We start from the raw sequence: 12,488 nt of genomic DNA on the forward strand, positions 1-12,488 counted from the left end.
TTATGATAGTTTTGAGCACCTACAAACGGAATTAACAGAGTATCTATATTACTACAATCACCATCGTCCCCATCAAGGTATTGGTGGACAAACCCCAGCCCAGTTTAATGAAAACTGTCAACGAATTACCTGACATCTACAGGGATGACAACCTGTGGTGTTTAAAACGAACGGTCTTTGCGAGGAGTCCATGAGGTGCAATGCAGGTGAGAGGTCAAACGACGAAGCAATCTCCCTGAAACGGGCAACCGGGCATGTCAGGGAGATCGCCGCGTCAGCAAACAGTTTAGCCAACGAATATATTTCCGGACTCCTCGCGATGACGGCTCAAGGATTGAGATTTGAAGTTCCTTCTTCCAGTTAATTCGCAGATCGGTCTATCGCCGTTCGCTAATCGCAGATCAATCCTGCATAGCGAAGCAACTCAACGAATATCCACCGCAACCGGTCACCCGTCTTCGGTCTTCCGTGTCCTGTCAAAACTCAAAAACTTGCACCTAATAGCCTATGTCCTTAGAATCAGGTAAATGAAACAGAACAGTGGAAATAACACTCAAGACCAGGAAAGTAAACTCACCCTCTTTGTGGATATTGACGGTGTCCTAAATACCGAAGACCACCTGAGAAGGCAGAAGAGGCAAACGGGAAGAACCACGAACCGGGACTGGTGCCCTATTGCCATGGCACATCTGAAACTGGTGGTGGAATATTACAATGGTCAGATCGTGGTCACATCCACCTGGCGGTATGACCATTCACTCAGGCAATTAAAGATCCTGTTTGAGGAAAATGGTGTGCCCGGTAAATATGTGATCGGAGTAACTCCCTCTTTGATCTATGAATCTTCTGGAAGGGTGAACCGCGGTGATGAGATACGTCAATGGATCGCTGAACATCTATATGCGGATGAAATACCCAGATATGTGATCCTGGATGATATTGATGAAGGGCTGAGTCAGTTCGGGGAGCGCTTTATACTTTGTGATCCAAAAGTGGGCTTTGCCGATAAAGAAAAAGTAAAGCAGATCATGAAGCTGGCCTGAGGATGTTGGTTAGTGGTTAGTTGGTCTTTTCAGCTTGTTCCCAACCTCTCGGTTGGGAATGCATGGCAGGACCACCCGGTCCGCATGAGTGGATAGTCTTGCTTGCTGACCTCATCTTCACCAAGGTTAAAACATATGCTTGTGTACCTGAAGGCTTTTTCCCAGGGATTAACATCTTACCTTCATCGTTTTCCTCTTTCTTTTGTACCGACAAAAGAAACAAAAGCTCTCGGCTGTGGGAACATTGAACAAGGAACATTCAACATTGAATAATGAAGTTTACTTTAACTATCTAAGGCCAAACAAACGGTCTTTGCGAGGAGACAATGAGGTGGAACGGAGGCTTTAAAAGTCAAACGACGAAGCAATCTCTCTGAAACGGGCAACCGGCCATAAAAAGGAGATCGCCGCGTCAGAAAACAGTTTTGCCAACGCATATTTTTACGGATTTTTCGCGCTTCATTCCGTCACCTTCTTAACGCTCTTTTTTCTAAGGCTGATTTAATAAATAAGGTGTCTACCTTATTAAAACGTTTTCCTTCCACCGACAGGCCGGCTCAAAACCATTCACTGTTCATTGTTCACTGCTTACTGCTCACTGTTTGTTACCCAACCAGTTATTTCTTAATTCTATCTGTCCCTCAGTGGCATCTTCCATTTCGACAAGTTGTAGCTTCATGGCTTTGGGCGTGCCTACTTTTCCTGATACTTCGATCTCTTCACCATCACGTACCAGAACCATGCTGATATCAGTGTCCGCTGTCCATTGGAAGCTTGGGGCAATGATCATCTGGGCATTTTGCAAGGTTAATTCAGTGCCATTTACAGACTTAATGACATCACCCGGCTCAACACCTAATTCGATCAGGGTGGTATTCAGACCGGTATCCATGAAATAAAGCTGACCGGTTGACTGATTCACATTAATAAAAGGAGTCTGCTGGTCACGGAAGAAAACAGTGACCGGTGATTCCACCTCTTCAAGGCTCAAGCCGACTTTGTTAAAGTACATATTGTAGTCGATCGGGGTGGTACCGACCACGTGTGTATCGAAGAACTCACCGATCTCAGGATAGGTCATTTGTGTGATCTCATCCAGGATGCTGTCATCATCAAAGGGTTTGTCCTCTCCATATTTTTCGGACAGTTGGCGCATCAAAGATATCATCGTTCGTTCTCCATCACTTTTCTCACGCAGGATGATATCAAGGCACATATTGATAAGAGCCCCCTTCACATACACGTTATAGTAATTGGAGGCATAAGGCTCTTCGATCACATTCTCGCTCATCACAGTGAAACTCATGGTATCATCCAGGCCGGCAGCGGTTTGAATCTTCCCGACCATCTTATCATAAAATGCCTGCGGTTCCTGAAGTCCTTCATATACCTGAAAGTGGGAGGCAAAATACTCGGTTAATCCTTCATACATCCAGAGGTGTTTTGAAAAGGTCGGGTCGTTGTAATCAAAGTAGTGCACATCCTCAGAGTGGACATTCAGTGGGGTGATGATGTGAAAAAATTCATGGGCCACCACGTCAACCAATCCACCGTTCAGCATTTGCTGATTGGCCATATCAGGAAATACCATTACGGTTGAGGTCTGGTGCTCCAACGCTCCAAATCCAGTGGCATCTTCTTGCTGAGCGGACAGATATAAAAAGATATCGTAGCGGTCAGTGGTTTCCAGGTCACCGATATAGCGGCTTTGAGCCTGCATCATATCATATACCACATCACGGTACTGAGCTGCTGTGTGGTTGCCGCTTGGAGAATAAATACTGAGCACGATCTCAATACCACCGGCCTCAAAACGCTCCTGAGTCAGGTCGCCGTACATCATAGGGTTGTCAGTAACATCAAAATAACGGTCGGCCTGATAGGTAATGCTCACTTTTTGATCCGTGGTATCAGCGGCCAGTTGTGGAAGGGCTGAGGAGTAGTCCATACCCAGTGGTGAGGTCACGGTCACGTTGTAGTTCTTGTCATCACGGCCTTCAAAATACCCTACAAAACCGTGCAGGTTCAGCACAAAGACATCCTCAGAGATATTGGTACCCGAAGGTGAAAATGGCGTTGGCTTGTCAGTGCCTTCAATATCAAACGTATCATTCACATAATACTCCAGGCGGTCCAGGGCGGTGGCGTTGGTGATGGTCCAGGTGTTGGTGTCGGTTTTGGCGACGGCCATCAGTTCACCATCATAGTTGTAGGCCTTGAGGTCCTCTGCGAAGCTGCCAAAATCGCTGATATCGTAGGTACCCTGTACCACCCTCGGCAGGCGAAATAAAACGGTATCCTCTGAAAACATCCCCGGGTCCATTTGAACCAGCAGGCGATCCTCATTCACGTTGGTCAGGTCGATGGATGTTTCTATGGCTTTTTGATCAAAGCTGGCTTCAGGAGCCTCGCTTAGCATATCACCGGTTTTGGGTGAGCAGGCGGCGAAGGCGGTGGCAATGATAAGGCTGAGAATGGATAAACGTTTCATAAAAAGCTTAAAAGTTGTTCGTGATTTTATTTGAAGACAGATCAATTTTTCTGCTATTGATCCCAAGGCAACAAACTACGAAGAAATAAGGAAGTAGTTGCAGGCCAAGGGCATATTTGTTACTTGTTACAACCTCTTGGTCGCGGGTTTATTTTAGTGTTTAGTGCTAAGTGCTAAGTGCTAAGTGTTTAGTGTTTAGTGTTTAGTGGTTAGTTGGTTGTTGACCGAGGACTGGGGATGGTGGACATATGGTTTTGAGCGAGCTCCCAAATCGCAGGTCTGTCGTTCGGTCCATCGGTGATTCGTTATTCCGCCTCTTCTGATATTCGATTCACCGAACGACCGATCAGCGATGGACCAATTTTGGTCTCGTTACGAAGGTCCACCTTCGTAATGCCCTCTCCGAAGCTCCTGCTTTTAAGTTTTAAGCTATTAATTAATATCTGGTTTGAGTGCCTGTATTCAATTTCCCCTTTCTTTTGTGCCGACAAAAGAAACAAAAGCTCCCGGCTGCGAAAAATGTGCTGAGTCTGACTCCATTGTGCTAAAAGAAATCAAAGCTCCCTTACCGGACTTACCAATATATCTAGTACCATGCGGTATGATTTCTTTCTTAACGCTGCATTACTTCATCCTCTTTTCGCACATTTTTCTAAGGCCGAATTAATTTTGTGGCACTTTTCAGGGTTTCACTCCCATTCCACGTTGTCACCCCTGCCTCGCCGGCAGGCAATGCGTACATTGAGATCCCTCGTGTTAGACTGAATCTCCTTTGTGACTATGTACGCACTCGGGATTGTAGATGTCAGGTAATTCGAGGACAGACTATTAAACATGTTCATGTACGACCCTGAAGGGGTCACATATGAATAGCCTCGGCCAATGAAATGCGGTAGCATTGAAGCAGGCCGGGGTTAGAAATATGAATACACAAAGCTTCACCCAAAAGATGATCTAGTCTATACCGTTTAACGAAGCTTGGGCAACCAACTTTTTAGGTGCTTTGGTACCCGCTTGCCCCAACCCTGCGATAGCCATGTGATATTTTGGCCCCTTTCGTTGCTTGGGTTTTTGCTATGTCGGGGATGTATCCCAGGGGTGCACCCGCTTACGCGGTTTTACCCCGGGCTATTCATTTGTGACCCCTTCAGGGCCTTCGTCTTAAACAATATTGTCCACGAATTATCTGACATTTACAGGGATGCCAACAGGGAGGTGGAGGCCTTGAGCTTCTTCAATTTTGAACCGGGATCATCAGTAATAGAAAAATGATCTTCAGCATCCACTTCATTATTGAATGTTGAATATTCTAATCCCCACTTGAAAATATCTCTCCCAGTACTATATTGGGATGAGAGTATATTCAACTATCACCGTATGCACCGTGTCATTTTCATATTACTGATCGGATATTTCTCTGTTTTGGGGAATATGGAGATCCTGCATGCTCAGGGTATAGTGGTGGGACGACTGATCGACACGGAAACCAAGGCCCCGCTGCGGGGAGCCCATATCTTTTTATCGGGCACTAAAATCGGTACCCAGACGGATCACACCGGTCGTTATGCCTTGCGGGATATTCCTCCGGGCTTTTACCGGCTGGTCGTTTCCTCCATCGGGTATGGCCGTAAGACCTATGGACTGCAAATGGGTCCGGGAGATCACAAGAATATCGACCTGAGCCTGAAACAGGTGGTCTATGAAATGAATGACCTGGATGTCCTCAATGATGACAAATGGCGAAAACATTATGAACAATTTGAGGAACTCTTTCTGGGATTTACTGAGGAAGCAGAATCTATGGTCATCTTGAACCCTCAGGTACTCCGCTTTGATTCCAACTTCTGGGGCCGACTGAATGCCAAGGCCACGGCTCCACTACAGATCGTGAACAATGCCCTGGGGTATCAGATCATTTATTACCTGAATGAGTTCAAATATACCGGGCGCAGGACCTGGTGGGATGGCGAACCCCTGTTCACTGAGATGACTCCTTCCGATTCCCTTCAACAGGCCGAGTGGGAAGCCAACCGGCGGAAAGCTTTCTACGGCTCAATGCGCCACTTCTGGCTCTCTTTATTGGATAACCGCCTGGACGAGGAGGGCTTCCTTCTGTTTAATATCAAAGAATCGGCCCATCCCGGGTTTTCTGATACCCGAAGGCCGATCGAAGTGGATCGACTTATTGAAGAAGGAGAGAAAGCCTTTCTTCACCGGGTTCAGTATTCCGGATCCCTGGAGATCATTTACACCCGTGAGGCCGAAGACATCCGTTACCTGGATTGGGCTCGTGACCTGGGCCGGGGGCCGATCAGGTCTCAGGTTTCGTGGCTGGAACTGAATGACCGTTTCATCACCGTTGATGCGGATGGGGAAGTCGTGGAGCCCTATGGGGCTATTCAACTGGGCTATTTTGGTTTTCAGCGTCTTGCCGACCTCACTCCCCGCGATTACCGGCCGGATGGTTTTTAGTGGATAGTGGTTAGTGTTTAGTTTTGAGTTTTGAGTTTTGAGTGTTAGATATTCCAGACGGTCCACCGTCTTCGGTCCTCTGTCAAAAATACCTGGTTGCCCGTATTCACAACCCAATCCCTGTCCCTTGCCCTACGGCTCGTAGAAGAAAACCTGGGTATTAAGATCCACCGCCGCAGGGTAAGGGGACGCCCTGGTAGCAATGAAGGTCAGTCCCGAGAAATCGGGAATCTAATAGTACGTATTAACTTCATAGTTTAGTATTCACATCAGCAGACACTATAGAGTTTCCCCGCTTGGGCGGGGATCAAGGGGAGACAGAGGGAATATCGAATATTGAACAAGGAACATTGAATATCGAAGTGAGGTATTTCCGCCTACACAACCCTATAAGGCGTCATCCTGAGGGCCCGAAGGATCTTGCCTATTCGTAGCTGGTTGCCCTTATTGACGGAAGACCGTGGACCGGAGACCGGGGAAGGCTAATTTCCTTACACCCACCTCCGTACACCCCTCGGTCACATCAGCGAGCTGATATACCCTCTCCCCTCAAGGGGAGACTTTCGGAGGAATATTGAATAACGAATATCGAACACTGAATAATGAATTTTCATCCAAACCCAATTAGGGGTCATCCTGAGGAACCGAAGGATCTTGCCTATTCATACCCGGTTGCCCGTATCGGCTACCCCTCTTTGTTTCTCCCCTTACACAGGGGAGAAGACGCAATAGCTATCAAAGCAGTACTTTAGGCAACGGAGTCTTTTTATAGTGCCTCGTTTTGAACCAGGATTTGCAGGATTTACCCTCTTACACCAAGAATTGTCATCCTGAGCGAAGTGGGGCTTAATGTAGATTTGGAAAGCATAACGCGAAGGATCTCAAATACTGACCTGGCTGCCAGAGCAGACTTTGAGATCCCTCGTGTTAGGTTTAAAGCCCCTTTGCTACTCAGTACGCACTCGGGATGACAACTTCATTAAAACAAATTTACAGGCAGGTCAGGGAGATTGCCACAGGCTGGGTTCACTTCGCTCACTGCAGCCTTCGTAATGACCGATCTTAAATCACAACATTTCAATGTTCCACCCCCTCGGTCCCCGGTCCGCGGTCCTCCGTCATTTACCACCATCATGTCGATAATATCGACAGGTGGGTAATATATGTCGATAAATTGCGTATATTTCGACACATTATCATTTAATAATGAGCATTTATGTCCGATTACGCCAATCAGCCTTATAACATACTCCCGCTGCTGCCGCCGAAGGCGGATCTGGAATCACCGGCGATCCTGAAAGCGGCCATTGCGGCCAATCGCGCGCTGGCGGAGCTGAAGGGGAAGGCTCAGGGACTTCCCAATCCCTCCATTTTGATCAACAGTATTGTGGCGCAGGAGGCGAAGGCGAGTTCGGAGATCGAGAATATCGTCACGACCAATGATAAGCTGTTCATGGCGCTATCGGCAAACGATCAGCAAACGGACCCTCAGACCAAAGAAGTGCTGCGATACCGGCAGGCCTTATGGCAGGGTATCTCAAAGCTGGAGAACAACGACCTTGGCCCTACTTTCTTTGTGGAACTCATGCAGACCATCAAGGAATCAAAGGATGGGATAAGGGCTTATTCCGGAACGGTGATCGCCAACCCCAGGACCCGGAAGATCATCTATTGGCCGCCCGAGGGAAAGGAGCTGATCCTTGAGTTGCTTCAGAACCTGGCAGATTATATTCAGGCTGAAGATGACACCGATCCGCTGATCAAGATGGCGGTGATGCATTATCAGTTTGAGGCCATCCATCCCTTTGAGGACGGCAACGGTCGTACCGGGCGTATTTTGAATATCCTCTACCTCATGCGGCAAAACCTGCTCCATCAGCCGGTGCTGTATCTCAGTGATCACATCATTGCCCATAAACCGGATTATTACCGGCTGTTGCGTGAGGTCACCGAGCAAGAGGCCTGGGAACCATGGATCCTGTTCATGATGGAGGCCGTTCAGGCAACCTCCGAAAAGACAATGTCCCGCATCGATAACATTCAACAACTACTGGAAGAGACCCTTGCCGAAGCTAAATCGGTATTACCCGACCGCGTGTATTCCAAGGAACTGATCGAGTTATTATTTGAGCAACCTTATTGTAAAGTGAAGTTCCTGGTGGAACGTGATCTCGCAAAACGGCAAACGGCCGCTGATTATCTAAAGGAGCTGGAATCGGCCGGTTTCCTCAAAAGTAGACAGGTGGGGCGGGAGGTTCTGTACCTGAATACCCGGCTTTATGACCTCCTTTCGTCCGGATAATTGGAACTTTGGAATATTGAATATTGAACAAGGAATATTGAATTTCGAAGTAGGGGCTATTCAATGTACCCATACTATTTAACCACTTCATTATTGGATATTCTTCTGTTCGATATTCAAAGAGTTCCCCCTGTAGCGAACAAGCAAACCCAATAAGGGCGTCATGCTGATCCGCCGGCTGGCGGAGAAGCATCTTGCCTATTCATAGCTGGTTACCCCTATTCAGAACCTCCTCTCAACCGCATTATTGGGAATATGTCGATGATATCGACAGGTTTTGGAGATGTGTCGATGCCGGGGAGGGGTATATCGAATATTGAACAAGGAACATTGAATATCGAAGTGAGGCTAATTCAATGTAAACAAACCCAAAAAAGGGCGTCATCCTTCTCCGCCGGCTGGCGGATAAGGATCTTGCCTATTCGTAGCTGGTTACCTATATCGACTTCCACCCCGTCATCCTTCCCCGGTCCTCGGTCAAAACTACCCGGTTGCCCTGATCACGACCTCTTCTGTCTTCTCCTTCGCAAGGAGAAGGACGCCTGTTATACCTGGTAAACAGACAACAAAGCATGGGCTTTGGTTAGTGCATCGTTTTGAACCAGGATTTACAGGATTATCAAACGGATTTCCAGGATCTACTTCACCATTCAGTATTCCTTGTTGGATATTCGATATTCACCGCGTTGCCTCGTTACGAAAGTCCACCTTCGTAATGCTTCCCCGAAGCTCCTGCTTCGAAGTATTAGACTATTAATAACGGTCAGGATTGTGTACCTGTATTCAATTCCCCCTTTCTTTTGTGCCGATACTGATCTTCATCAGCACAGGCTCCAGAAACAAAAACTCCCGGCTGCGAAAAATGAGCTGAGTCTGACTCCATTCCGCTAAAAGAAATCAATGCTCCATTCATAGGCTTGCCCGCAAGTCTGATACAATGCGGTATGATTTCTTTCTTAACGCTGCATTGCGTCATCCTCTTTTCGCTCATTTTTCTAAGGCCGATTTTTAGGAAAGATTGATCAGGCTACACTTTCTATACAAGGTTGTCATCCTGAGCGAAGTGGGGTTTATGCAGGGTTGGGAGGCCTGCCGCGAAGGATATCAAAGTTTGATCTGGCAGGTAGTGCTTACCTTGAGATCCTTTGCTGGCAGCCTCCTGCTTCCGGTAAGTAAGTTGGCCTAAACGGGTTAATCCTCTGCATCCGCCTCCGTACACCCCTCGGTCACATCAGCGAGCTGATATGCCCTCTCCCCTCAAGGGGAGACTTTCGGGGGAATATTGAATACAGAACAAGGAATATTGAATTTCGAAGTGGGTGCTTATTCAATGTATCCATCCTCATCCAACCACTTCATTATTCGATATTGGATATTCCTCTGTTCGGTATTCAGCTAGCCTGGTGGAGGGTGTAAGGGGGTTGGATCAGGCTTGCAACCCCAAAAAGGCGTCATCCTGAGGAACCGAAGGATCTTGCCTATTCGTAGCTTGTTGTCCATATCGACTTCCATCCCGTCATCCGTCCTCGGTCAAAACTACCCGGTTGCCCTGATCACGACCTCTTCTGTCTTCTCCTTCGCAAGGAGAAGGACGCCTGTTATACCTGGTAAACAGACTGCAAAGCATGGGCTTTGATTAGTGCATCGTTTTGAACCAGGACTTACAGGATGAGAGAACATATTTACAGCATCCACTTCGAAATTCATTATTCCTTGTTTAATGTTCGATATTCACAGGGTTATCCTGAGCGAAGTGGGGCTTTATGTAGGTTTGGAAAGCATAACGCGAAGGATCTCAAATACAGACCTGGCTGCCAGAGCAGACTTTGAGATCCCTCGTGTTAGGTTTAAAGTCCCTTTGCTACTCAGTACGCACTCGGGAAGACAAATTCATTAAAACAAATTTCCAGACAGTCCGGGGAGATTGCCACAGGCTGGGTTCACTTCGCTCACTGCAGCCTTCGCAATGACCGATCTAAAATCACAACACTTCAAAATTCAGTGTTCAATGTTCGATATTCGATACCCCAGGTCGGATATGTTGACGGATAGTCCGTCTTTGAACAAGCTGGGGACCACATCCGCCAGTCCGTAGAGCACCGCGCGTATATCGGATCCGCTTACGGTACTGATCTTTTCGATGCGTTCAGTCAGTTCGTCGATACCGGCCTGACCGGTTACTTTATTAGACGCGTAAAACTTCTTCTCGCCTCCTCCCTCTACTCCGGGAGTGCCTTTTTGAATGATGTGATACTTGATAGACATCTCTCCTCCGTTTTTGTTAGGGTTTTGGCGCCATCCATCTTAGTTATGACGTACTTGTTACCCCCGGGGCGACGGCTATGTTGTGTATTTTCTGTGATCTAACATCAAGATGCGAGGCAGCAGAGCAGGCCTTCTAAAAAAAGACGTGTCTTTTTTGAATCAATCACACGTGTTGGAAGAGAAAATCACACGTGATTTTTGGATCGATCACGTGTGTTGGATTGGGGGATGACGGGTGGTTACACCATTAAGTAAGCATACCGTTCTAAATAATTGACTTATAATTATTTACTAATATTACTATAATAAACTCAATTATAAAATGAATGACACTGTTTGATTACCCTTCTAATACTTAGAATGATCATATGACTTTCAAAAGATGGCTTAATTCAACAAACCTATCTGAAGCTTCAGTAAAAAAGTATTCCGGTGCGATTTTCAGTTCTATTTCGGAATGGGCAAGAGAAGCAGGGTTAGTTGATTCCTCATTAATTGAAATTTCCGATTCATAGGAATTTGAAAAGCTGGCTAAGCAGATTACATCATTACCCATATTCCAGCATAGAAATATTAAAGGGAATCACATGTACAGCAGTGCCCTGAGCAAATACCAAGAGTATTTAAGGAATGCTTCTGACGAATTGGAGGAAGACTTAAAAGAAATTATAACAGATAGCACGTATGGGAAAACAGAAAAAGTCTCACTTATAAATTCAAGAGTTGGACAAGGTGAATTTCGACGTAATTTACTCTCATACTGGAAGGGCTGTGCAGTAACGAAGTATAAAACCCCTTCAATGTTAATTGCTTCTCATATAAAACCTTGGCGAGATTCTGATAATCAGGAAAGGTTGGATAAGTATAACGGCTTGTTGCTAACACCAAATCTCGACAAGGCTTTTGATGCCGGTTTTATTTCATTCAATAATAATGGGCAAATTCTGATAAGCGAAATTCTTGAAAAACCGGACATGTTGGGTATCAGTGAATCTATGACAATTAAATTAGAGAACAGGCATCGGGAATATTTGGAATACCATCAGGATGTTGTGTTCTTCAACCTTTAAATTGAGTCTCCTTTTCAATTACCAAAGCCAATATTTATGGAATTAAAAGAAGAAAAAATTAAATTTTTCCAGCAGAATATTTTGGAATGGTATGAAGAGAAAGGTCGTCATTTTCCCTGGAGAAATAAATCAGCCACTAATTACGAACGGATTATTTCAGAAGTGTTGCTCCAAAGAACAAGGGCTAAAACAGTGGCTAACTTCTTCCCAAAATTCTTTAAAAAATATCCTTCTTGGAAGAAATTAGGTGACGCGACAAAAGAAGAGCTTCAAGAAGCTTTAAAACCAATTGGGCTATACAAACAGCGAGGTAGTCGACTCTACAAACTAGCCCAAGAAATGAAGGAGAGAAAAGGGCGTTTTCCAGTTAAAAGAGATAAAATTGAAGAAATGTCCATGATGGGACAATACATTGCTAATGCTTACGAGCTTTTCATTTTGAAAAAGCCATCCCCTCTTTTAGATGTAAATATGGCCAGAGTACTTGAACGTTTTTTTGGTGAAAGGAAGTTGGCTGATATTCGATACGATCCATATTTACAAGAGCTCTCCCAAGAAGTGGTTAACCATCCTCATTCAAAAGAGATTAATTGGGGTGTTTTAGATTTTTCAAGCCTAATATGTAAATCAAAAACTCCTCTTTGCGAAAGCTGTTTGCTTTCTAAGCATTGTACCTACTTCAAAAAATTATCAAAATAGCATTTATGAGATGACACGCCTTGACACTGGTAGGTGTTAAATTATTACGCACAAAATTTAGCTGTTGATAAGAAAAAAGCCGTTATAATGCTTATTTTAGTAGGCTTAGGTAATAGCTCCATTCTTTATATTCAATGTAAAAGCTC

General features: G+C 45.6%; 11 protein-coding genes. 7 read left to right on the forward strand and 4 right to left on the reverse strand.

Annotation, left to right across the window (positions count from 1 at the left end; all coding sequences use genetic code 11):
- From AC13FX_RS03295 to AC13FX_RS03305, 3 genes are all read left to right on the forward strand, one after another.
- On the forward strand, window positions 1-133 hold a 133-nt coding region (locus AC13FX_RS03295), incomplete at its 5' end, for an integrase core domain-containing protein (protein ID WP_482878363.1).
- A 57-nt stretch (window positions 134-190) separates the two neighbouring features.
- Window positions 191-364, forward strand: coding sequence for a hypothetical protein (locus AC13FX_RS03300; protein ID WP_482879035.1), 174 nt, complete (start codon window positions 191-193; stop codon window positions 362-364).
- Window positions 365-527: 163 nt separating this feature from the next.
- Window positions 528-1,043: an HAD domain-containing protein gene (locus AC13FX_RS03305; RefSeq protein ID WP_482879036.1), complete on the forward strand. Its 516-nt coding sequence runs from the start codon at window positions 528-530 to the stop codon at window positions 1,041-1,043.
- Between the two features lie 595 nt (window positions 1,044-1,638).
- Here AC13FX_RS03305 and AC13FX_RS03310 read toward each other — a convergent pair.
- Window positions 1,639-3,534 (reverse strand): M61 family metallopeptidase, encoded by a 1,896-nt coding sequence (locus AC13FX_RS03310; RefSeq protein ID WP_482879037.1) that lies wholly within the window; start codon window positions 3,532-3,534, stop codon window positions 1,639-1,641.
- 1,193 nt (window positions 3,535-4,727) lie between these two features.
- Complete coding sequence (locus AC13FX_RS03315) at window positions 4,728-4,901, reverse strand: hypothetical protein (protein ID WP_482879038.1); 174 nt, start codon at window positions 4,899-4,901, stop codon at window positions 4,728-4,730.
- Between the two features lie 10 nt (window positions 4,902-4,911).
- Here AC13FX_RS03315 and AC13FX_RS03320 point away from each other — a divergent pair, with 10 nt between their 5' ends.
- A complete protein-coding gene (locus AC13FX_RS03320; RefSeq protein WP_482879039.1) occupies window positions 4,912-6,006 on the forward strand; it encodes a carboxypeptidase-like regulatory domain-containing protein in 1,095 nt (364 codons plus the stop codon).
- Between the two features lie 1,216 nt (window positions 6,007-7,222).
- Window positions 7,223-8,308 carry a Fic family protein gene (locus AC13FX_RS03325; protein ID WP_482879040.1) on the forward strand — a complete coding sequence of 362 codons (1,086 nt, stop codon included), beginning with the start codon at window positions 7,223-7,225 and terminating at the stop codon, window positions 8,306-8,308.
- A 763-nt stretch (window positions 8,309-9,071) separates the two neighbouring features.
- Here AC13FX_RS03325 and AC13FX_RS03330 read toward each other — a convergent pair.
- A complete protein-coding gene (locus AC13FX_RS03330; protein ID WP_482879041.1) occupies window positions 9,072-9,299 on the reverse strand; it encodes a hypothetical protein in 228 nt (75 codons plus the stop codon).
- 1,007 nt (window positions 9,300-10,306) lie between these two features.
- Window positions 10,307-10,573 carry an HU family DNA-binding protein gene (locus AC13FX_RS03335; RefSeq protein WP_482879042.1) on the reverse strand — a complete coding sequence of 89 codons (267 nt, stop codon included), beginning with the start codon at window positions 10,571-10,573 and terminating at the stop codon, window positions 10,307-10,309.
- Window positions 10,574-11,160: 587 nt separating this feature from the next.
- On the opposite strand from AC13FX_RS03335, the gene AC13FX_RS03340 reads away from it, so the two are divergent.
- On the forward strand, window positions 11,161-11,643 hold the full coding sequence (locus AC13FX_RS03340; RefSeq protein WP_482879043.1) for an HNH endonuclease: 483 nt from the start codon (window positions 11,161-11,163) through the stop codon (window positions 11,641-11,643).
- Between the two features lie 36 nt (window positions 11,644-11,679).
- Window positions 11,680-12,342: an HhH-GPD family protein gene (locus tag AC13FX_RS03345; protein WP_482879044.1), complete on the forward strand. Its 663-nt coding sequence runs from the start codon at window positions 11,680-11,682 to the stop codon at window positions 12,340-12,342.
- The last annotated feature ends 146 nt before the right edge of the window (window positions 12,343-12,488 follow it).

This window comes from Gracilimonas sp. B-17 (assembly GCF_056857935.1).

What these genes read in the sequence shown, in the direction of transcription:
- AC13FX_RS03305 (WP_482879036.1), top strand. Translation starts at nt 528, where the DNA reads ATGAAACAGAACAGTGGAAATAACACTCAAGACCAGGAAAGTAAACTC.
- AC13FX_RS03330 (WP_482879041.1), bottom strand. Translation starts at nt 9,299, where the DNA reads ATGAGCGAAAAGAGGATGACGCAATGCAGCGTTAAGAAAGAAATCATA.
- AC13FX_RS03310 (WP_482879037.1), bottom strand. Translation starts at nt 3,534, where the DNA reads ATGAAACGTTTATCCATTCTCAGCCTTATCATTGCCACCGCCTTCGCC.
- AC13FX_RS03340 (WP_482879043.1), top strand. Translation starts at nt 11,161, where the DNA reads ATGTACAGCAGTGCCCTGAGCAAATACCAAGAGTATTTAAGGAATGCT.
- AC13FX_RS03345 (WP_482879044.1), top strand. Translation starts at nt 11,680, where the DNA reads ATGGAATTAAAAGAAGAAAAAATTAAATTTTTCCAGCAGAATATTTTG.
- AC13FX_RS03335 (WP_482879042.1), bottom strand. Translation starts at nt 10,573, where the DNA reads ATGTCTATCAAGTATCACATCATTCAAAAAGGCACTCCCGGAGTAGAG.
- AC13FX_RS03300 (WP_482879035.1), top strand. Translation starts at nt 191, where the DNA reads ATGAGGTGCAATGCAGGTGAGAGGTCAAACGACGAAGCAATCTCCCTG.
- AC13FX_RS03325 (WP_482879040.1), top strand. Translation starts at nt 7,223, where the DNA reads ATGTCCGATTACGCCAATCAGCCTTATAACATACTCCCGCTGCTGCCG.
- AC13FX_RS03320 (WP_482879039.1), top strand. Translation starts at nt 4,912, where the DNA reads ATGCACCGTGTCATTTTCATATTACTGATCGGATATTTCTCTGTTTTG.